A 21,765-nucleotide genomic window follows, 5' to 3' on the forward strand; every position below is an offset into this window, starting at 1 on the left:
GTAGAACAGGCAAGATGCCTGTTCCACTTATACAAATTAAATGCAAGGTTTTTAAGTTCTCACAGCCTAAAGGCTTGCACTTTTTCAATTTCAAATTCCCTGAAATCCTTTACCTGTAAGGTTTTCGTATTTATTCAGCAACCCCCAATCACCAATCACCAATTACCAATCACCAATTACCAATCACCAATTACCAATCACCAATCACCAATCACCAATTACCTTTTTATCATTTTGATAAAAGCCGCACCTGTAACCAATCCGGCAAACTGTCCCCAATAACCAGGATTAGTAAAACCATCGGAAATATTTAAACTACCAATTCCATAAAATGACTGTTGAATAAACCACCAAAATAAATACCAAAAAGCAGGAATTTCCACAGGAATAAAAATAATAATTAAAGGTAAAACCGAATCTATTTTCACTTTCGGAAACTTCATAATATAAGCACCTAAAATAGCAGCGATCGCCCCATTTGCCCCAATCACAGGTACACTTAACTTAGGATTCATAAAAATCTGCATCATTCCCGCAAACACACCAGCAGCTAAATACAGCAATAAATATCTTTGTTGTCCTAAATTTCTTTCTATCGTCTTTCCAAAAACCCACAGAAATAAAATATTACCCAAAATTTGACTAAAACTACCATGCACAAACAACGAAAGTGGTAAAGTGAATAACCGCCAAATTACAACTATCCAAGCCGCCGAATTATAAAAAATAGCATTAGTTAAAGCCGTGTTAGTTTGTTCAGGAATAATCCCCCAATTGCTGACAAAGTTACCTAATTTCCCACTTATATCTAGTTGTAATTCCCAACAGAAGATAACCAAATTAATGCCAATCAACCAATAAGTAATAATTGGTTTCTTCCAACTATAAAAGTTATCACTAATAGGAATCATGATCAATGGTAATGGGTAATTGGTAATTGGTAATTGGTAATTGGTAAAAATAAAATTGATTAAGCTGTTATGCCTTTAACTTGAATAATTAATACAAGCAAGATGCTTGTGCTACTGTAACTTCAGGTTTTTTAATTATATAGTTTAGCTGCACATCAGCTTACCCAGTCACCAGTCACCAGTCACCCATCACCAATCACCCATCACCAATCACCAATCACCCATCACCTGTCACCAATCACCAGTTACCTGTGGCAAGATTGTAATGAAGTAATATTACACTCAACTTAGCAACCGAGATGATAGGAAACACACTTGTAGGAAGATACCAGATTATCCGCCACTTGGGAGGAGGGGGATTTGGAGAAACTTATGTTGCTTCTGATACTCACTTACCTGGTTCACCCCAGTGTGTTGTCAAAAAACTCAAGCCTCAGTCTAGTAACGCCGCAACTTTAGAAATAGCTAGACGGTTATTTGATACCGAAGCACAGGTTTTGTACAAATTAGGTACTCATGATCGTATTCCCCAACTTTTAGCATACTTTGAAGAAAATGCCGAATTTTACCTTGTTCAAGAATTTATTCCCAGTCATGATCTCTCCCAAGAGTTATTACCAGGAAAAACCCTCACGCAAGATCAGGTAATTTCTCTATTACAAGAAATTTTAGAAATTTTAGACTTTGTACATCAACAAAAAGTAATTCACCGTGATGTTAACCCCCGCAATATCCTCAGACGTGATCAAGATGGCAAACTAATTTTAATTGATTTTGGGGCAGTTAAAGAAATTACCACCCAAGTCATTACACCTGCTGGTCAAACTCCAGCTACTATTGCTATTGGCACACCTGGTTATATGCCTGGAGAACAAGCCCAAGGAACACCAAAATTCAGCAGTGATATATATGCTTTGGGAATTATTGCCATTCAAGCAATTACTGGTTTATTACCTCAGCAATTAGAAAAAGATGGGGATACTAATGAAATTCTTTGGCGTAATCATACCACAGTCACCCCAGAATTTGCAGAATTTATAGATAAAATGATTTGTTATGATTTTCGTCAACGTTATGCTTCAGCCACTGTAGCATTACAAGCACTGCAAGAATTAGTTAAACCTCCCTCTGGAACAATAGTTTTTAGTCCTCCAGCGCCAGTTAATCATATCAAACCTCAACCATCTAAAAAATCTCTATTGTTCAAATTAGTATCAGGCATATTTTTATTAAGTTTAGGAGGAATTGCCTCAATATATATCTTTAATAAAATCAATACTCATAACGCAGTTGATTTATATAACCAAGGAAACACACTTTTACAACTCCAAAGATATGAAGATGCACTGGCAAATTATGAAAAAGCAGTGAATATCAAACCTGATTATTTTCCAGGATGGTATGGTCAAGGTAAAGCATTATTTGAATTGAAAAAATATCAAGAAGCAATCACAGCTTATGACAAAGCAATTCAAATTCAACCTGATTATTTAGAAGCTTGGATTGGTAGAGGTTTTGCCTTATCAAGTTTACAGCGATATACAGAAGCAATTTCTGCTTTTGATAAAGCTTTAAATCAAAAAGATGATTATCCAGCAGTGTGGAATGCTAAAGGTGATGCTTTCAGAAATTTAAAACAATATGATAATGCTATTAAGTCTTATGATCAAGCAATTGAATTACAACCAGATAATTATGAATCTTGGTATAAAAAAGGTTTGTCTTTACAAAATACCAAACAATATGATGATGCAATTACAGCTTATACACAAGCAGTAGAACTAAAACCAGACTATACAGCAGCTTTATATAATTTGGGTAATTCCCTAATAAATTTAAACCGCCATGAAGATGCTTTAAAAGCCTATAGTCAAGTGGTGCAATATCAACCCAGTCATTATCAATCTTGGTTTTCAAGAGGTAATATTTTAGTGACATTAAGAAGATATGCTGAAGCAATTGACTCATTTAAGGAAGTCATTAAATATAATTCTAGTAACTATCAAGCTTGGTATACTTTGGGATGGTCACTACATCAAAGTCAACGTTATGCAGAAGCGATAGATGCTTATAAAAAAGCCATTTCTTTAAAAGGAAATGACTATCAAGCATGGTATAACTTAGGTAATTCACAATTTAATTTACAGAGATATGAAGATGCTTTTGCATCCTATAATAAAGCAGTTAGTTACAAAAAAAACCACTATCAAAGTTGGTATAGTATGGGAAATGCTTTATTAAATTTACAAAGATATCAAGAAGCCATAGAATCTTATGATCAAGCTATTAAATATAAGCCAGATTACCAACAAGCAATAGAAGCCCGCAAACAGGCGGAAAATCAAATCCAACCCGACAAATCTCTCCCAATTGTTGTACCAACTTTGCCAATGTCTAATTGATGAAAACCCCTCAACACCTGAAAATTAAATAGTGTAAATTGATTAAAATACTAAACTATAGGACTCCTATTTGATTTTTGAACAGAACTCAGTACATACTGAAAGCCTTATTTCCTGTTCCCTGTTCCCTGCCTCCACGAACAATTCATGAATCAAATCGGATCACTATAATTCATGTCAGATATTGACTTCCTGCGGGTAATCTGGTGAAGAGAAAGATGTGGTTTTAATATCTGATTCAATCTGATTCCATCTAGAGATTTGATTAACAAAAGAAACTTTTTTACTACTGACTACTTCTTGCAATTTCTCTTTAATCTGTTGCTTTTCCTTATACTCCTGGATTTTGATTTGAGCTTGAGCATAAGCATCAGTATCTTCAGGAATTTTTTCCAGGAATTTGATTGCACCGGCAAAGTCTTTCCTTAAAGCTTTACTATAAGCTGAATGTAAAAAATATTCGGCTCTCATTTGCCTTTTCTGATTGTATTCAGCTAATTTTTGTTGCACTATAGCACCCGCAGAACTTTCTGGAGGAATTTGGCGCAGATATTCTAAAGCATCCGAAAAATCTTTCTTTTCTGCGCTGGCGTAAGCTTTATTTAATAAAGTTTGTGTTTTTGCTTCTAGGTTAGTTTCTGTTTTTTCAATTAGTTGTTCTCGTTTAGAACGCCAATGAGAAGTGTAGGGAATTTGCGTAACAGCGTGCATGGCATCTAACAAATTACCTTCCTCTAATGCTTGTTCAGCTACTAAATAATTTTTAGTATCATTGTGCCATTGCTGTTGCCATTCTGCAATTGTCTCTTGAGCTTCTGGATAGACGTTGCTATAGGAGGGAATTGTTTTGGCTAAACTAATTGCTTTTTCTAAATTACCAGTTTGATATTCTGTGATTGCTTCAGATAAAATTGCTGTTTCTGAATTAGCTTGAGAACTAGTAGCTAAAGCATAAACTCCCAAACCAACTACCAAAGAATTAATGGTGATTCCCCATTTCATTCCTGCTAATAATGGATCTAATTTTTTATTTTTATCTGCAACAGCTTTTTTGGTAGTAATGGGAAACTTTGAAGTCGCAATTGCAGATGCTCGATGCTTCCATGTTATGTGTTTAAATACCCATAGTGCTTCGCTGGCAGATTGAAATCTTTCCTGATAATTATAGCGAATCATTTGGCTGATAAAAACAGCCAGATATTCGTCAATGATCGTATCTTCACAAGTCCAAGGAATTTCATTATTAGCAGGATCAATTTTTAATTGCAAAGGTGTTAATCCTGTTAAACCTTGGAGTACAATCATTCCCAAAGCATAAATGTCACTATTGGGTTGTGTTTGTCCTAAAAATTGTTCTGGTGGGATGTAACCCAATGAAGTCACGGGAATCTGGGAAATAGGTAATTCGGCATCAGTGCTAAAATCAATGGGTTGAATTGAACCAAAATCTATTAGCACTAATTTATCATCACTAGAACGTCTGATTAAATTTTCTGGTTTGATATCACAGTGAATAAAACCTTGAGAATGGACAAATTCGAGGATATTTAATGCATCTTCGAGAAATGTCATCGCTTGAGTGGTACTCCACTTTTTTCCCTTGTTTTTATTTATCTTTAATTCTACGGATAAGGGTTGTCCGTAAATATATTCCTGTACTAAATAAAACTGTTCATTTTCTTCAAAGCAGGTGATCAGTTTAGGAATTTGGTCATGTTCTCCTAAATGCTTCAGGGTTTCGGTTTCGGTCAGAAAACTTAGTCTGAGGTAGTCAAAGTAAGAATTAGATTGATAGTGGTTGACTTTTAGCTGTTTAACAACGTATCTGGGTTTTTCTGGGTAATCAACATCTCTGGTATCTTCGGCAATATAAGTTTGCCCAAATACACCTGCACTAAGGCTTTGAATAATTTGGTAGCGACCTTGCAATAATTTTCTGGTGATTTGTTCAGTCATAAGTTCCTTACTGAGAAATCTATTAGATCAGTTGTTACTCACCTTTTCTGAAATTTCTTCCTCTCTCCGGAATAGGGAGAAATGATTTTTTGTAGCTTTAAATAAAGGGGACTTTAAATCAAGACTGCTCTTGAATCTCTATAAATGTCGGTATATAGCCAAAAATAACCCAATATCAACTTTTTACTGGGTTTTTCTATCTCACAATTAATCAAAATATCGGTCAAATAAAATACATACAAATCCAGATGTTTTATTAACACCTGGAATAAGTCATATTACTTGCATATATGTCTATTTATTTACTTTTTTGACATTTTTCAGCGGTCTGATGGGTTTTAGGTCTTAGAGTAAAGACGGGAGGAATTGAAATCAGTTTGGTGCAGAAATCAAAAACTGGTAATTTACTTGAGCGATCGCTATTGATATGTGGACGTGATATGTGGACGCAGGACTTTTTCAGCAACCCCTAATTAGATACATCACCATTTCCATCAATTTTGGAATTGAGTCATGAGTCTTGATTTATGAGTCCTGATTTATGAGTCTTGATTTCTTAGCTATTAGTTGCCGGCTATTTTCTCCCCTACCTCTCCATCTTGCCATCTGCCCCAGGTTCTAGCTTTTATTCACCGTCTGTCAAAGGTTTTACGACTTTAGCGATCGCCTCTTGGATAAATACTTTTATAAACTCGTCTCGGCGATTCATCTGAAATTGCTGCTGTACTACTTCTGTCATTCCCCCATCACCCCAATCTTGATCATGGCGAAAATACTCAATAAAGCTTTTGCCGGCAATGCGTGTTAAATAAGCGGCTGTTACTCCTTGAATAGCGCGACCAATGATAAAAGTAGCAACATGAAGTTGTAAAGCCGTTGATAGTAATTCAATAGCTCCTTTAACAATGCCTAAACCAGCAATGGTTTTTCCTAAAGATAGAGCTAATTCTCGCCCCCGTTCCATATTCAAATCACAACCGTAAACCCTGCCAATTTCTACCACCATTTGGGCGTTAACTGCGGCGGTAGCTAGTAAGTCTACCACTGGTAAAGGAGTTACAGAAACCACACCAGCGCCAATCCATTGATAGCGATCTACAATTTTATCAGCTTGACGGCGACGCTGAGAATCAATTAATTTTCGCGCTTCTTCTCCTAAGCGGAGAGATTGTAAGAGAATATTATCTGCAACTAAATCTTCACCTTCAGCCCGTAGTACAGAAGCCATGCGTCGCAATAAGCAGACTATATCTGGTTCTGGTTGGAAAATTTCCCCGGTTGCTAATTGTGCGGGTTGGGGGTTAGCAGCGATCGCCACCACATCATTACTAGCAATATAATCTTTTACCCGTTGACGCAACTTAGTTAAAATGGCTTCTTGATCTTCATCTGTATATAAATCAGTTTTATTGAGAACCAAGAGCGATCGCTTACCAATTTCTGCTAAACCCTTCAACGGCTCATATTCCGAACGCCGTAAATCATTATCTACCACAAATAATAATAAATCTGCTTCCGTCGCCAAAGCCCTGGCCAGTTGTTCTCGTTCTGTTCCGGCAACTCCCGCTTCTAAAATTCCTGGCGTATCCGTAATTAAAATTTTTCGCTCTAATCCCTTTAAGCGTAAACAATAGGTTTCACCCACCTGGGTTGTACCCATTGGCGCATTTACCTGCCCGACTATCCGCCCCATAATCGCATTTACTAAGGAAGTTTTGCCAGCACTCCCTGTTCCAAACACCACTACTTGAATTTCCCCCCGTGCTAAATTCGCTTCTATTTCCTTGGTGCGACTCAGTAAAGCTTGACGAGTAACTTCATCTTGAATTTGTGCCACCTGTTGACGTACAGCTTGCAGAGTGCTAGAAGCCGCATCAGACTTAGCCGCAGGAATTTGGCTAGGGGTAACGCGTCTGCGATTACGTCGTGATTTTTCCTCACCAGACCGCAAAACCAAAACATAATATATAAAGGCTGCAACCAACCCTGCCAAAAGAACAATCAGCAGCAACAGCAGCAGATTACCTAATAGGGGAGAATAGGATAGTTGCCAATAAAGCCGAGTCAGGGAATCAATCAGCCACAGGGCTAACCCCAAAATGATAATCAAACCAACAATGAGCGTGACTAGGCGAGACAGATGCATGAATCACAAAAATGAGAGGATATTAAGTAGGCAGATGCTTCTGATCTTAATCGTCGTCATCAACTACGTACAGTACAAAAAGACAAATTTTGCTAAACTCAGATGCAGTGCATATCCAATGTTCCCTTAAATTCAGTCAACAGCGAATAGTGCAGAAGATTGGTAATATAATGTTAAGAATCCGCGTTTAGTTGGTTCGCGGAAGTGGGGAGTTAGAGGATTTGAAAAGCATCTAATTTTTTATTTAGAAAGGGATGAGTATATTTAAATTGTTCGATTAATTCATGCTGCACGGGATATTTCACAGATTTTAGCTGAAGAAGAATAGTTATGATTAAGGTAAAAATATACGATCAAATGGTTGCTTGCGATAACGCCGATAAATATTAAAGTCTTTGTCTAGAGTTGCAATAGCAGAGATATTTAATCTTTCCGAAATAGCAATCAGCGATAAATCGGTAAAATCTCCTGGTAGATCCTGATAACTTGTGTTAAGTTCCTGGATTCTTTCATAGTCCGATGGCAGTAAATGTTCACATAAAAATACTTCCAGTGATAAAGCAGATAAAAATTCGTTCTGCACTTTTGTATTTGGGGCAAGTAACCACATCACTTCTGTAACACAGGCAATTGTTGTGATGAGTTGACTGGTACAGGTACTAAAAAAATTAATAACTTTTTGGTGATACTTGTCTTTACGGTCATAGAAGGCAACAAGAATCCCAGTATCAATTAATATTAGGGGATAATTATTATTCATGAGTTCTTGTTTGATGTCTTGCTTGAATTATGTCAGAAATTGCTTTTTTGCGTACATCTCTATCTGACAAATCTCCTGATCCTTCTAGTAAAAATTTGGGATAACCGCCCATTCTTTCTAATACTGTTTTAGGTGGAGCTTGATAGTTGTTAACAGATGTTTCTAAAGATGAGATAAATTTTAAAACAAGTGAAATTTGTTGATCATCAAGGTTGGCAATCGCTTCTAATAGTTTTTGGTGTGGACTGGTGGAGTACATAGAAATTTATTACTGTTGTGATAATTTACAGTTTAGCAAATAAGAAAAGCGATCGCATCTTTTCACATTTTTCAAATAGCGATACCTTCGGTAAGCTATCTCTACGAGACGCTACGCGAACGCTAACGCACTCCCCACATCCCCAAAAAGCGATCAATCTCTCATTCTCACTGTAGCAGAATAGCAGTTTTAGGTATTGGGTTTGAATAACAAAAGTATAGTCATATATCCATATTTTGTTATCTCAACCCAAGCTATTGCTAAACCCGTACAAATTCAACGGATAAACCCCCTCTAAGTATTAACACAAATAAATAAGTCTAAACTCAACAATTCTTAAATCTTAACGCCTATACACAATTATAAAATGCTTCCCAAAAATTCAAGAAGATTCTTAATATTTGCAACAATAATGAAGATAACAGCTTGGAGTCATTACCCGTGAACCCTCCTACCACCACCCCAACACAAACCCAAAATCGCAAAGCGGATCATATCCGCATCTGTCTTGAGGAAGATGTCCAAGGTCAGCAAGTTACTACCGGACTAGAAAAATATCGTTTTATTCATTGTTGTTTACCGGAATGCGATCGCACCGACATTGATATCAGCACGACTTTTTTGGGAAAACAACTTAACGCACCAATCTTAATATCTTCCATGACTGGAGGAACAGAACGCGCAGGAATTATTAACCGTCGTTTGGCAGAAGTCGCCCAGCAATATAAACTAGCGATGGGTGTAGGTTCTCAGCGTGTAGCTTTGGAAAAACCCCAAGTTGCTGATACTTTCGCTATTCGTAAATATGCCCCAGATGTGCTGTTATTTGCTAATTTAGGTGCTGTACAACTTAATTATCAATGTGGTTTAGATGAATGTTTGCGAATTATTGATATTTTAGAAGCTGATGCTTTAATTTTACACATTAACCCGCTGCAAGAATTTATTCAACCCAGAGGTGATACTAATTTTCGGGGATTGTTTGACAAAATTGCCGATTTATGCAATAAATTACCAGTTCCTGTAATTGCCAAAGAAGTCGGTAATGGCATTTCTGGGAAGATGGCTGAAAAACTGATATCCGTAGGAATACAGGCTATTGATGTCGCAGGAGCGGGTGGTACATCTTGGGCATTGGTAGAAAGCGAAAGAGCCGAAACATCATTGCAGCGACGTTTAGGAAAGACTTTTGCAGATTGGGGGATACCGACAGCAGAATGTATTACCAGTATTCGCGCTCAGTTCCCGGAAATACCTTTGATAGCTTCTGGGGGGTTACGTCATGGGTTAGATGTAGCCAAAGCGATCGCTCTTGGTGCAGATATCGCTGGTTTAGCAATGCCTTTCCTGCAAGCAGCAGATGTATCATCAACTGCACTGCAAGAGTTGACAGAAGTATTAATTGCCGAAATCACCACCGTGTTATTCTGTACTGGTAACAGAACTTTGTATCAGTTAAAGCAATCTGACAGTTTGCACAGCATACAATAAAGTAAACAGGTTGTACTTCCTTAGTCATTGGTTTTTTCACTAATGACTAATGACTAATAACCAATGACTAATAACTAATGACTAATGACTAACTTTTTTAAACAAACTTGTGCTAGTTTAATTGGTAGCTTACTAGGACTGACTATTTTTGCTGGTGTCGGTACTTTAGGCTTATTATTTCTCATTATCGCTGCTACTTCTCAAGATACAGGTCCACAAGTTAAAGATAAATCTATGTTGGTGTTTGACTTGTCAATGAAAATCACTGACAGTCAACCTAGTTCCAGTGACTTACTGCAAAGAACCTTGAGAGGAGTAGATCAGGAGCAAATAACACTCCGCGAAGTGATCGAAACTGTGGAAAAAGCACAACGTGATCCGCGTATTGTGGGTATTTATATAGATGCTACCAAGTCAGGTACAGCTAGTAGTTTGGGTTATGCTTCCCTCAAAGAAATTCGTCAAGCGTTAGATAAATTCCGTGCATCTGGGAAAAAGATTATCGCATATAGTACAGATTGGAATGAACGGGAATATTATCTGAGTTCAGTAGCTGATAAGATTGTACTCAATCCTGTAGGCATGATGGAAATCAACGGTTTGAGTTCACAACCGATGTTTTTAACAGGAGCATTGCAGAAATACGGGATTGGTGTTCAAGTAGTACGGGTAGGGAAATTTAAAGGAGCAGTAGAACCTTTTCTCCTGGATAAACTCAGTCCAGAAAATAGACAACAAACCCAGAAATTATTAGATGATGTGTGGGGAGAGTGGCGAAATTCTGTAGGTAAAAGTCGGAAAATTCAACCAGAAAAATTACAGGCGATCGCCAATAACCAAGCTATTTTAGAATCTACCGCCGCAAAAGCTAACGGTTTAGTCGATCAAATAGCTTACCAAGATGAAGTATTTACTGATTTGAAAAACTTAACTGCTAGTGATGAAGATGATAAAAATTTCCGACAAATTAACATTACTGATTATGCCGAAGTTCCGGGTAAATCAATGGGAGTAGAACGCAACTCAGAAAATAAAATTGCAGTTGTTTATGCAGAAGGGGAAATAGTCGATGGTAAAGGAGAAGATGGACAAATAGGAGGCGATCGCTTTGCCCAAATCTTCAGAAAAATCCGTCAAGATGAAGATGTGAAATCTGTGGTTTTAAGAATTAACAGCCCTGGTGGTAGCGCCACAGCTTCAGAAATCATACAGCGAGAAATTAAATTAACTCGACAAGTTAAACCAGTAATTATTTCAATGGGTGATGTAGCTGCTTCCGGTGGTTATTGGATAGCTACTGATTCTAATCGCATTTTTGCTGAAAAGAATACTATTACAGGTTCTATTGGTGTCTTTGGAATATTGTTAAACGGTGAAAAATTAGCCAATAATAATGGCATCACCTGGGATACTGTGAAAACATCTCAATTTGCAGATACTCAAACAGTTGCTCGTCCCAAATCACCCCAAGAATTAGCAATTTATCAACGCAGTGTTAACCGTATTTATAATATGTTTATTAATAAAGTTGCCGAAGGTCGAAAGTTACCCCAACAAAAGGTAGCAGAAATCGCCCAAGGTCGAGTTTGGTCAGGTGTAACAGCAAAACAAATCGGTTTAGTTGATGAAATTGGCGGTTTAAATGTTGCTATTGAATATGCAGCCAAAGCCGCAAAATTAGGAAATGATTGGGAAGTACAAGAATATCCTAGAGTGAGAAGTTTAGAAGAACGTTTCTTTGGCAGACAATTACAAACAGCACAAGCAAAATTAGGAATTGAAAAAAATCTGATTCAGCCCAATAACCCACTTTTAGCTGAATTTGAGAAATTTAAACAAGAAATTGCCATTTTACAGAAAATGAACGATCCCCAAGGCATTTATGCCCGTTTACCTTTTAATTTGAAGATAGATTAATAACCCTGGGGACTGGGGAAGAAAATTTTAGATTTTAGATTTTAGATTTTAGATTGGAGTCAACAAAATCCAAAATCCAAAATCCAAAATCCAAAATTGAATCATCAATCACTAAAATATAGTGTAAAGTAGTGGGAACCCTAACTCACTCTTCTACTTTACACATCCATCTATGGATAGAAAAACGAAACGCTTGTTACTTCTTGTTGTTTCCTGTAGTTTATCTGGTGTCATTTTAGGCGGAACTGCTAGTTGGGCAGAAAGTAAAATGTGTCTAGGTGCTGATACAATTACCAGTGAATGTGCTACCCAAAACCCAGTAGAAAAAACAATTCAAGGTATGAGTACAGGATTATTAGCTGGTGCGGGTGCTGCTTTTGGTGCAGCTTGGAATTTACGTCATCAAGACTAAAACAGTGACTAGGGACTGGGGACTAAGGATTGGGGTGATGGGGAGGTGGGGAGAATAAATAATTAACTGTCACCTGTCACCTGTCACCTGTCAAAACCGATAATTGCGATCGCCTATCCACATACTCGTAGGTACAGCATTACCTTGAGGATCTACTTTTACCCTGACAACTATTGGAGTTCTACGTCTATCTTGGTTTTGTTGCACCTGCGAGAGATCATCATTAATTTGCTGTCTTTGTTCTTCGGAAACAAAATAATTTTCCAACCCATAGTTAATCAACCCATCTTGATAATTACCCTTTAAAGCTACTTGGTTATTAGGTAAGTACATAGGTAGATTACTACTCACACGCACAGGCCGCCAAGCAGCGGGAACATTACGATTAAAATCACGATTAAAATCACGGTTAAAATCACGGTTAAAATCACGATTCAAACCACGGTTAAAATCACGATTAAAAGACTGTTGTTCCTGCAAAATCAAATACAATGTACTTCCTTGATTTATTCTGCCATTTCTCAGAGAATTTTCTCTTACCCAATCTCTCCAACCCGGTAATCTTCGCAAATTTTCAGTCCGGGAGATATTATAATCAAAGGACAAAGCAGAACCCTGTAGAACATTATTAGAATATGCAGGTAAAGTTTGTAAAATCACACTTTTACCTGTCATTTCTGTATACATTGCTTGGGTGGGAACTGCTAAAATTAACCCTACTTGCAGCATTAAAGGTGCTACTAATCGCCAAATTGGTAACGGTTGATTGGCTTTTTGTTCAGTAGCAATTAAGTAATCACGAAAAGTTAATTTTTCAGAAAACTCCTTTTCTGGAGTTAGAGTTTTATTTTGTTCTGGTGAATTGTTTGTCATAATTGGTAATTGGTGATTGGTAATTGCTGATTGGTAATTGGTAATTGCTGATTGGTGATTGGTAATTGGTAATTGGTAAGTTACAGCAGTTTTCGTTATTATGAGGTACAGATATTAATGATAAAACTCTTGTGGTGCGGGCATCTTGCCCGCGAAATGTGTACCTCATATCTTCGGAAACTGCTGTATATTCCTATTCCCTATTCCCTATTCCCTGTTGCCAATGACTAATAGGATTTATAACGCAGAGATTTAATATATTTGTTAATTCTAATTTTAGCAAATATAGCCGTAGACAAGGGTGTTAGGACATTAACCAAAACTAAAACCTTGACACTCAAAGGCGTTTAGCACTGTCACCTGTCACCTGCTATTATTTCTTAACAGTAGCACGTTCCTGTAAACGACGTTCAAACCAAAGACCGGCAGAAATCAAACCAGAACCGCACAATACAAACACCAATGATCTAAATAATAAATCAGTGTCGTACTCTAGCACCCGGCTAATAATTTGCAGGATAAATAATAGCATACCACACCAAAAAGAAGTTCTATTACTTAACTTAATTCCTGCTTGCATTAGTCCCCAAGCTAAAGTGATCAACAGAACATTGAAAACAAAAATGCCTAGTTCTGTAATGCGACCTATAGCTTGATGCCAAAAAGGTACAATGACAATAAAACCCAGAAAAATGCTAATGACAGTGACAGTAAAAAATGCTTCTCTGCGGTTTGGGTTATTCCGATGACGAAACAGAAATAACCATTGCAAGACGGCTAAACCGCTAAGGATTCCTAAATCAATGATAGGCAAAGATTGAAAAACATTAGAGAAATTAGTTGGTGAATTACCAAAACTGAAAGATTGCCATTGCCAACGGAAAGACAATAAATAAAACACCACAGCAAAACATCCCAAAGCCAAATTACGGGCTATATTTTGAAATAACCGATAATTAACAGTTGGGAACAACAAATCATCATAACTCCAAAATAAAGCAGGTGGTAATGCTAAAGCAAAAGAAGCCACCCAAGGAATGACATCAGAAAAAGTTAATAATGGTAAAGGATTGAGATTATATTGCAGAGAAAGAGTAAAAGCGATCGCTGCTAAGATAAAAATCACCCGTGAACGACAAATATACGCCAAAGGTACAAACAACAACCAAGAAATTAACGGCGTATGTCGCACAGCTAAACGCGCCCAATTAAAATCACTACCAGCAGACCAAAATTCTCTCAGTCCCAACCAATAACCAATTTGTAACAGGATAATAGCCAAAACACCCAAAGAATTGAGTGATAGACTATAAGCCATGACTAAAACACCAAACCCCCAAGCTAAAAATAATTGGGTAGCTGAACCGCTAATATTGAATATTTGCGCCATCAGCATTAAAGTTGCACCCAAAATTAAGGCGCTGAGAATGAGTAAAGCTTCTCCTAAAAGACGTTTGTTGCGTTGTGGTTTTTTACTTTCCCCCTTAGCAAGAGTTGGTTCTCTCCAAGTCAAAAAACCCGTGATAGCAGTAGACAAAAACAAACTCATCAACAAAATAAATTTAACTTCTCTTGACCATGTTTGCCAATTTGCTGCTACAAAGATAATGATACCTAAAATTAAAAGTAAACCACCGATAGCAATGGCTATTAAACCAGAACTTTCTTTTGCAGCCGCTTCTATTTTATTAAATTGATAACGGTCGGCAATTTGCTGGTATTGGGAAGAACTGATAAGTCCTTCATCTCGCCAACGTTGTGCTTCTTGGCGCAGTTTTTGCGGAAAATTATCTAAGATCATGACCTCTCCGGTGCAAATGGGTTAGTTTAACAACTGTCAAAAAACGGTTAGCTTCTAGCCAAAGGCCAAAAGCAGCGCCGGACGCGCTTTAAAAACGCAATCTCAATGTTGGTCATTATGTTTTCAGTATGCAGCTAAATGCCTTAATTACATTGTTCTGATGTAACAGTTTCAATATTGTGCTAAATAGCTAAAATTACCCAATTCTTGAATATGGAAAAACCTTCAAATTTATTACTTAAAGTTGCCCGTCGTTTATTTGATGATGCAGATGAACAAGCAAAGTTTATTGAAGCTTTAGTTAATCCTAAACCTTTTGCACCTTGTATTCTTTGGTGTCAAGATAAGCCGGAGATTTCACCTTTTGCAGTAGAAACACCAACACCTTGGCAACCAGAATTTGTAGACCGTTTACAAATTGGTGAAAAGCCTGGTCAACATCCTTTACATCAACAAGGATATTTTTATTGTTTAGATTTTTCTTCTGTATTTGCGGCTTCTGTGTTGTTAACAATTAATCAACCAGTACCTTTAGTATTTGATATGTGCGCTGCACCAGGGGGTAAAAGTGTCTTTGCTTGGAAAGCATTACAACCTGATTTACTAATTAGTAATGAAGTCATTGGTAAACGGTTAGGTATGTTAATTTCTAACTTGAAACGTTGCCAAATTCAACCTAGTTGTGTGGTAAATCGAGATTCTAGAATTTTTGCAGAAATGTTTGCAGAATCTAGTAATTTAGTCTTAGTTGATGCACCTTGTACGGGGCAATCTTTACTGGCTAAATGTGAAAAAGCACCGGGATGTTTTCATCATACTGCAATTAATAAAAGTGCCAATCGCCAAAAACGGATTATTGCTAACTCAGCCCAAGTTGTTGCACCTCAAGGGTATTTAGTTTATATGACTTGTACTTATTCACCAGAAGAAAATGAGCAGGTTTGTGAATGGTTTTTAGCAAGATTTCCCCAATTTCAAGCTGTGGAAGTTAGTCATTTATCAAAATATCAATCACATTTAACAAGTATTCCTTGTTATCGGATGTTTCCGCAGGATGGTTTGGGTGCGGGTGCGTTTACGGTGTTGTTTAAAAATATGAATGAAGGAGACGCTAAACAAATCAATTTAAATAATCTAGCAATCATACATCAAATGTGAATAATCAAAATAATTCTCGTTCCCATACTCTATCAATTGATAATTGATAATTGATAATTGATAAGTGATAATTGTTTCATTAATTTTCAATTTTCAATTGTTTATTGTCAATTGTTGAAAGCATTCCCAGTCAGAGACTGGTAACGAGAATCTATGGAAATAATTACATCAAAGTCTTGATATGATTGAACCGCAAAGGACGCAAAGGACACAAAGGTAAGAGAGTTTTAGAGAGTTTTTTGTCTGGCTGTTTTTATTTTTTTCAAAATGGGTATGCTCCCCCAGTCAGAGACTGGGAACGAGCAGTAATTGATTTTTGATTGGTTGTTTATGTTAATTTTTTAGTCACTTTTTGTACTTCCTCAATTGATAATGCTAAAGCTTGGGCAATTTGTTCAACAGTTAAACCCATTTGCAATAATTTGGGTATAGCTTCTTTTCTCGCTTGTTCTGCTTGTTCTGCCCGTTGACGTTCAGCTTCTTCTGGTAACAGAACTAAGTTTCCTTGTTGATCATAAAATCTTAACCAAGTGGCGGTTTCTCTTGTTAGTATTCCTTGCCAATTTCCTAACCAAAATCCTAATGTTTCACACCATAACCAGCCTTTTTCATTAACTGTTAAAGGTTGATAAATAAAATGATTATCTAAATGCCAACCTTTTAAGGAGTTAGAATCAAAAGGATCATAAACAAAATAATCTCTAGTTCTAAAGATGTTTTGATAAAGTTCTTTTTTGAGAACCAAATCTACATTCTTAGTTGAAGGAGACATTAATTCAATAATTACATCTGGGTAGCGTCCTTGTTCTTCCCAAACTACCCAACCTTGACGGGTTTCTTTATTGGGGACATTCAAAACAACAAAAAAATCTGGACCACGAAAATCTTTATTTCGCAGTTGTTCACTACTGTAGTATATAAACATATTCCCGCCAACAAAATAATCTTGACGGTCTGACCATGCTTGTTGTAAAGAATAAATTAAAACATTCATGGCGATGCGGTGGCGGTTACTTTCCAAGGGAACTCCATCATCAAATATTAAATCGGTTGGTGGTAGGGGGGGTTCGTAGTCTGGGATAACCTCAACTGGTGGAGTCTGATTTTCTGTAATATTCGTTAACATGACATCACCTGAGACTATTGAGATATTTAAGTAAGTGGGCGTTAAAAATTGTCGTTATGACAAGGGAACAGGGAACAGGGAACAGGAAACAGAGAAGAGGTTTTTGGATATTTTACTTTTTGTTACATATTTCGGTTTTTTCTGTTCACCTACTTATCTATGATCTTAGCTGTCAATTGGTAAGTATTCAGCCGTTAGCCGTCAACTTTCAAGGCTAAAATACAAAGGTAAGCATTCAGCCGTCAGCTATCAGTTCGGTTAAGGATTTTTGTAGGTTGGGTTTACCGTGTGGAAACCCAACAAACCCTTGTAAATGTTGATGATTTTTCCACTATGTCACAAGTAATTATTGCCTCTGGTTCTCAAATATCTGCGGATGCTGGTGCTGCTGTTGCTAACCAAGGAGGTAATGCGGTTGATGCGGCGATCGCTGCTACTGTTGTTTCTATGTGTACTGATTTGGGGGTGATGGCTGCTGGTGGTAGTGGTTTTATCACTATCTGGTCAGCAAATGCCGATCCTATGGTGATTGATGGTTATGCAGAGATGCCAGGACGAGGTTTGGAAAATGAGCGTTTTGGCCAGGGTATCCGGGAAGTTTTCTTTGATTATGGTGGTGAACTCAGTACGGTGCTTGGTTATGGTACTATTGCCACTCCGGGAATGTTTGCGGCTTTGGGCAAGGCTTGGGAAGAGTACGGAAATATACCTTGGGCTGATGTGGTAGCACCTGCACAAAATTGGGCGCAACAAGGTTTTCCTCTTTCTGGGGGTGCGGCAGAATATTTACTTCACACCCATGCAGCTATTTTTGGGTGGCATCCTGACAGCTATAAGACGCTACATCATGAGGATGGTACTCCCCTACAGGCAGGGGAAATTGTTCATGTTCCTGGACTAGCTGAGAGCCTGAAATTGATTGCTGATGAGGGGGTACAGGCGTTTTATACTGGGGAGTTAGGGAGGCGTATTGTTGAGGAAATTCAGGAAAATCAAGGTTTGTTAACTGCGGCGGATCTTGCTGCTTATGAAGCGGTAGAGCGATCGCCTATTTGCATTAATTTTGATAACTGGCAAATTGCAACTAACCCTCCTCCCGCTGTGGGTGGTGCTTGTTTGGCGGCGATGTTGTTACTTTTAGATGATAGTTCTGTGCAAGGATGGAATTTAGCCACAGTTAAACAAATGGTAGAGGTGCAAAACGCAGTTTTAAACTACCGCAACCATCATCTTGATTTTAGCAGCGATCGCATTGCGGAAACTACAAAACTTTTAGAATTAGCCCGTGTGGGAAAACCGCAAACTCTGTTATCTTCACCTTCAACTATTCACATTTCCGCTGTTGATAGTAACGGTTTAGCTTGTTCTATAACCGCTTCCGCTGGTTATGGTTCGGGAGTGATGGTTGGTGGTACTGGGTTTTGGTTGAATAATTCTTTGGGAGAAATAGAACTGCATCCCCAAGGATGTCACCATTTAACCCCAGGAGTGCGTTTAACTTCTAATATGTCTCCAACTATTGCTAGATGTGCTGATGGCAGCGTTTTAGCTATTGGTTCTCCTGGTGCTTCTCGTATTACCACAGCCATAGCTCAAGTATTGCTGAATTTTGTCCATTTGGGAATGTCTTTAGAAGAGGCGATCGCCTATCCTCGTCTGCACGTCGAAACCAGGGATGGTAAACCTACCATAGTCATGGAAGCAGGTATTCCCACGGAAGAAATAGCAGGTTTTATTACCCATCATTTCCCTAAACGCTCTATGTATTTTGGGGGAGTGCAGGCCACTTTATGGCATCCCCAACATGGTTTATCTGCTGCGGCTGATCCCCGTCGTACTGGTGGGGTTGCTAGGGGTGGTAATTGACAATTGACAATTGACAATTGACAATTGTTTCATTAAAGATTTCAAACCTACCCTTGAAAGGGGAAAAAAGCCAAAAATTCTGCTTTTGAAATCCTCTGAATTTCCGGGAGAGGTAATTGTCAATTTTTAATTGTCAATTATGGGAGCATCCCAAATGTGTAAGTTTATTTTTATCTAACAACAGCAAATTATCCCAGGCTTTATTTGATTGAACCGCAAAGGACGCAAAGTACACAAAGGTAAGAGAGTTGGAGAGAGTTTTTGGTGTTGCTGCATTTATTTTTTCAAAATTGGGATGCTCCCTCAATTATCAATTATCAATTATCAATTATCAATTATCAATTGATAACCAACTCTTCCAAACTCTGCTGTAAATCACTTGTTAACTCAGACACCGCTTGTCTAGCATCCACTCGACTAGCTTTATAAGTGGGATAACGTTCAGAAACAGATATCGGTTTACCTACAATAATTTCGGCTTTTTGTTTACCTAATTCTGGACGATTTAAAGGATTATTACCTTTAATTTTATTCACCATATCCCATAATAGTAAAGTCGTTTCGGCGAATCTTTCTACTGTGGGTTTTTCCCGAATATAAGTACCAGAAACTGCTACAAAACTTTCTACTAATCTCATGTGCCACATCCGAAAATAGGCTTCTTCGGCGATTCTATCCCCTAAACTTTTCTCAATGGTTGATAATGATTTAACATCTTTAAAATCTTCTCTAAATATATAATTCCATCCTGCCTGTTCTACTCTTCTACATCTATCATTCCAATTACCTCTAGATGGTAAGTCAAAATATTGTTCAGCAATGAATAACGCCACATTCATCACAGATTGTAACCGATAAGCTAAAGCTTTATTTCTATCGGTAATTTCACCATTAGTAATTTTTTCATCTGGCAAAGTTTGATGATAAAATTTGGTGTAAAATTTCTCCATTATAGATAATAAATGTTCTGCTAAAGTCAACAGTCGGATATAAAGTACCTCAAAAGAAGTGGCATTATTGGCAGAGTTGATATTTAAACCACTAGCGGTTTCTAACTCAGTTAATAAATTAGCGATCGCTCCCCAAGGTTCATCAATATAACTATATTTTAACCCAATTGGGACAATTAAAACTTCTTCATTTCTCCCTGCTTTTTGCAAATCTTCCACACACCAAAAACCCATTTGAGAAATACCTGGTTCTAAAGGGCTAATAATTTCTGATAAACCATTAGTAGCACCTTCGGGAGCAGCGGCCATTGGAAACTTACCATTAATATATAAATCCCGTGCAGAACGCAAACCCATCCAGTCAGCTTTCCCTCTTTGAATAGGAGTAGCACCTAAATTAGCAGCTAACCAACCTATATGTTTACCTGCCCATAAAGGAATACCCCGATCATAAATAAAATGGGCATGAATGGGATATTGTAAATTTATATTTTGCTGTTTTGCTACTTTGGGTAAAAGCTGAGAAAATAAATAAGTTAAACAAAAAGGATCGTCTGTTTTTGGATGACGGAACGCCAACATAAACCGAATTTTACCAGCTTGAAATTGATGATAAAGATCGGCTAAAACTTCTACATTTTCTGCTTCAATTTGGCTAATGGGAGTTTTCCAGTGTATCCAGTTGGGTAAAAACAGATGCACGAATTTTAATAACAACGGGTTAAAATTTGGGGGAATAAATTCTAGGGGTGGTTGTGCCTGATACATAAAAAATAGGAGATCAAGGAGTCAGGAGTCAGGAGATCAAGGAGTCAGGAGATCCAGGAGTCAGGAGAATGGCTTCGCCACGCTTCGCGAACAAGGAGTCAGGAGATCAAGGAGTCAGGAGTCAGGAGTCAGGAGTCAGAATGAGTCAGAAGGATTACTTGTTTAAAATAGCTTTAGCATAACTATCTAATAACCTACTCACTTCCTTTAATTGCAACCTTAATTCTGATGTATCACCATATTGTAAATCATTTGCCAGAATAAGATAATATCCAGGGTAAGAGCATCTCAATCAGGCTTGACATAAGGGATGTGAGGAATCTAATGTAGAGTCAATGAAACAAGAACTGAGAACCTGAATCATGTAATTGTTATCCATACCAGTGCGTTTCATTTTTTGTCGCAGACTACGTTTATAAGTGTGTTCACGATTAAGAGCATTGAGAGCAATGCGCCGTAAAAGAGCAAAGTTGCGGGGGCTGTGGAAAGAGCGAATACGACAAGAATCCTCAGCAAAAGTACAATCAAGAATCCAGTGAGCTTGGTTCTCAATTCCCCAATGTTTACGGATGGCTCGACCCAAAAGTTGAGCATCACTGGGTAAAGAAGAGAGATAAAATTGAACCTCACGAGTAGTTTGATTCCAAAGACGACGCTCCCGAACAACCATCACTACACTTTGGAGTCCAGCCCAGATTTTGGGTTGGTAAAGTTCACCAAGAGACGAAATAGGAACAGACCAAACTTGACGGATTTCCGTACGGTGATGTCCTTTTTCAATGCGGTGGTCATAACTGACATCAATACCTTGAAAAGAGAGTGAAGATGCTGTTTCAAACCATTAGACATCTCCGAAAACTATCTAACCTTCACCACAACTGCTTTTGAGGAAATGAAGGTAAAGTGCAAAGATACTCAGATTATACGCTAGAATCAGTGCTGAAGATGCCTGCTATTGGGAATTAGCCA

General features: G+C 37.7%; 16 protein-coding genes and 1 pseudogene. 6 read left to right on the plus strand and 11 right to left on the minus strand.

Annotated features, from left to right (window positions below):
• Positions 1-218 precede the first annotated feature (218 nt).
• On the minus strand, positions 219-911 hold the full coding sequence (locus tag IQ237_RS20640; RefSeq protein WP_194058589.1) for a rhomboid family intramembrane serine protease: 693 nt from the start codon (positions 909-911) through the stop codon (positions 219-221).
• Between the two features lie 299 nt (positions 912-1,210).
• Between IQ237_RS20640 and IQ237_RS20645 the strand changes: the two genes are divergently transcribed.
• Positions 1,211-3,313: a serine/threonine-protein kinase gene (locus tag IQ237_RS20645; protein WP_194058591.1), complete on the plus strand. Its 2,103-nt coding sequence runs from the start codon at positions 1,211-1,213 to the stop codon at positions 3,311-3,313.
• A 177-nt stretch (positions 3,314-3,490) separates the two neighbouring features.
• Here IQ237_RS20645 and IQ237_RS20650 read toward each other — a convergent pair whose 3' ends face one another.
• From IQ237_RS20650 to IQ237_RS20665, 4 genes are all read right to left on the minus strand, one after another.
• Positions 3,491-5,269 carry a serine/threonine-protein kinase gene (locus IQ237_RS20650; RefSeq protein ID WP_194058594.1) on the minus strand — a complete coding sequence of 593 codons (1,779 nt, stop codon included), beginning with the start codon at positions 5,267-5,269 and terminating at the stop codon, positions 3,491-3,493.
• Between the two features lie 625 nt (positions 5,270-5,894).
• Positions 5,895-7,415: a YcjF family protein gene (locus IQ237_RS20655; RefSeq protein ID WP_194058596.1), complete on the minus strand. Its 1,521-nt coding sequence runs from the start codon at positions 7,413-7,415 to the stop codon at positions 5,895-5,897.
• Positions 7,416-7,749: 334 nt separating this feature from the next.
• Positions 7,750-8,175: a type II toxin-antitoxin system VapC family toxin gene (locus tag IQ237_RS20660; RefSeq protein WP_096568684.1), complete on the minus strand. Its 426-nt coding sequence runs from the start codon at positions 8,173-8,175 to the stop codon at positions 7,750-7,752.
• Complete coding sequence (locus IQ237_RS20665) at positions 8,168-8,434, minus strand: hypothetical protein (protein WP_199291226.1); 267 nt, start codon at positions 8,432-8,434, stop codon at positions 8,168-8,170. The genes IQ237_RS20660 and IQ237_RS20665 overlap by 8 nt, the downstream gene beginning before the upstream one ends.
• 441 nt (positions 8,435-8,875) lie before the next feature.
• Between IQ237_RS20665 and fni the strand changes: the two genes are divergently transcribed.
• The 3 genes from fni to IQ237_RS20680 all read left to right on the plus strand — a co-directional run bounded on the left by fni (position 8,876) and on the right by IQ237_RS20680 (position 12,254).
• Complete coding sequence (fni, locus tag IQ237_RS20670) at positions 8,876-9,925, plus strand: type 2 isopentenyl-diphosphate Delta-isomerase (RefSeq protein ID WP_194058598.1); 1,050 nt, start codon at positions 8,876-8,878, stop codon at positions 9,923-9,925.
• Positions 9,926-10,009: 84 nt separating this feature from the next.
• Complete coding sequence (sppA, locus tag IQ237_RS20675; RefSeq protein ID WP_194058600.1) at positions 10,010-11,842, plus strand: signal peptide peptidase SppA; 1,833 nt, start codon at positions 10,010-10,012, stop codon at positions 11,840-11,842.
• A gap of 172 nt (positions 11,843-12,014) precedes the next feature.
• Positions 12,015-12,254 carry a hypothetical protein gene (locus IQ237_RS20680; RefSeq protein ID WP_194058602.1) on the plus strand — a complete coding sequence of 80 codons (240 nt, stop codon included), beginning with the start codon at positions 12,015-12,017 and terminating at the stop codon, positions 12,252-12,254.
• Positions 12,255-12,344: 90 nt separating this feature from the next.
• On the opposite strand, the gene IQ237_RS20685 is transcribed toward IQ237_RS20680, so the two are convergent.
• From IQ237_RS20685 to IQ237_RS20695, 3 genes are all read right to left on the minus strand, one after another.
• On the minus strand, positions 12,345-13,127 hold the full coding sequence (locus IQ237_RS20685; protein ID WP_194058604.1) for a GDYXXLXY domain-containing protein: 783 nt from the start codon (positions 13,125-13,127) through the stop codon (positions 12,345-12,347).
• Entirely contained in the window at positions 13,099-13,296 is a 198-nt protein-coding gene (locus IQ237_RS20690) for a hypothetical protein (protein WP_194058619.1), read from the minus strand. The genes IQ237_RS20685 and IQ237_RS20690 overlap by 29 nt, the downstream gene beginning before the upstream one ends.
• A gap of 204 nt (positions 13,297-13,500) precedes the next feature.
• A complete protein-coding gene (locus IQ237_RS20695; protein ID WP_194058606.1) occupies positions 13,501-14,928 on the minus strand; it encodes a DUF2157 domain-containing protein in 1,428 nt (475 codons plus the stop codon).
• 213 nt (positions 14,929-15,141) lie between these two features.
• Between IQ237_RS20695 and IQ237_RS20700 the strand changes: the two genes are divergently transcribed.
• Complete coding sequence (locus IQ237_RS20700; RefSeq protein ID WP_194058608.1) at positions 15,142-16,086, plus strand: RsmB/NOP family class I SAM-dependent RNA methyltransferase; 945 nt, start codon at positions 15,142-15,144, stop codon at positions 16,084-16,086.
• 328 nt (positions 16,087-16,414) lie between these two features.
• On the opposite strand, the gene IQ237_RS20705 is transcribed toward IQ237_RS20700, so the two are convergent.
• Positions 16,415-17,212: a Uma2 family endonuclease gene (locus IQ237_RS20705; RefSeq protein WP_194058609.1), complete on the minus strand. Its 798-nt coding sequence runs from the start codon at positions 17,210-17,212 to the stop codon at positions 16,415-16,417.
• A gap of 288 nt (positions 17,213-17,500) precedes the next feature.
• Between IQ237_RS20705 and IQ237_RS20710 the strand changes: the two genes are divergently transcribed.
• Positions 17,501-19,078: a gamma-glutamyltransferase gene (locus tag IQ237_RS20710; RefSeq protein ID WP_309225795.1), complete on the plus strand. Its 1,578-nt coding sequence runs from the start codon at positions 17,501-17,503 to the stop codon at positions 19,076-19,078.
• A gap of 338 nt (positions 19,079-19,416) precedes the next feature.
• Here the strand turns inward: IQ237_RS20710 and IQ237_RS20715 are convergent, their stop codons facing one another.
• Positions 19,417-20,796 carry a 1-acyl-sn-glycerol-3-phosphate acyltransferase gene (locus IQ237_RS20715; protein ID WP_194058611.1) on the minus strand — a complete coding sequence of 460 codons (1,380 nt, stop codon included), beginning with the start codon at positions 20,794-20,796 and terminating at the stop codon, positions 19,417-19,419.
• A gap of 292 nt (positions 20,797-21,088) precedes the next feature.
• Positions 21,089-21,637, minus strand: a pseudogene (locus tag IQ237_RS20720) (ISAs1 family transposase); the annotation flags it as partial.
• Positions 21,638-21,765 lie beyond the last annotated feature (128 nt).

Origin of the sequence: Sphaerospermopsis sp. LEGE 08334 (assembly GCF_015207205.1) — a bacterium.
Taxonomy (GTDB): Bacteria; Cyanobacteriota; Cyanobacteriia; order Cyanobacteriales; family Nostocaceae; genus Sphaerospermopsis.

Coding starts and splice junctions, on each gene's coding strand:
- IQ237_RS20640 (WP_194058589.1), bottom strand. CDS start 911: ATGATTCCTATTAGTGATAACTTTTATAGTTGGAAGAAACCAATTATT.
- IQ237_RS20645 (WP_194058591.1), top strand. CDS start 1,211: ATGATAGGAAACACACTTGTAGGAAGATACCAGATTATCCGCCACTTG.
- IQ237_RS20650 (WP_194058594.1), bottom strand. CDS start 5,269: ATGACTGAACAAATCACCAGAAAATTATTGCAAGGTCGCTACCAAATT.
- IQ237_RS20655 (WP_194058596.1), bottom strand. CDS start 7,415: ATGCATCTGTCTCGCCTAGTCACGCTCATTGTTGGTTTGATTATCATT.
- IQ237_RS20660 (WP_096568684.1), bottom strand. CDS start 8,175: ATGAATAATAATTATCCCCTAATATTAATTGATACTGGGATTCTTGTT.
- IQ237_RS20665 (WP_199291226.1), bottom strand. CDS start 8,434: ATGTACTCCACCAGTCCACACCAAAAACTATTAGAAGCGATTGCCAAC.
- sppA (WP_194058600.1), top strand. CDS start 10,010: ATGACTAACTTTTTTAAACAAACTTGTGCTAGTTTAATTGGTAGCTTA.
- IQ237_RS20680 (WP_194058602.1), top strand. CDS start 12,015: ATGGATAGAAAAACGAAACGCTTGTTACTTCTTGTTGTTTCCTGTAGT.
- IQ237_RS20685 (WP_194058604.1), bottom strand. CDS start 13,127: ATGACAAACAATTCACCAGAACAAAATAAAACTCTAACTCCAGAAAAG.
- IQ237_RS20690 (WP_194058619.1), bottom strand. CDS start 13,296: ATGAGGTACACATTTCGCGGGCAAGATGCCCGCACCACAAGAGTTTTA.
- IQ237_RS20695 (WP_194058606.1), bottom strand. CDS start 14,928: ATGATCTTAGATAATTTTCCGCAAAAACTGCGCCAAGAAGCACAACGT.
- IQ237_RS20700 (WP_194058608.1), top strand. CDS start 15,142: ATGGAAAAACCTTCAAATTTATTACTTAAAGTTGCCCGTCGTTTATTT.
- IQ237_RS20705 (WP_194058609.1), bottom strand. CDS start 17,212: ATGTTAACGAATATTACAGAAAATCAGACTCCACCAGTTGAGGTTATC.
- IQ237_RS20715 (WP_194058611.1), bottom strand. CDS start 20,796: ATGTATCAGGCACAACCACCCCTAGAATTTATTCCCCCAAATTTTAAC.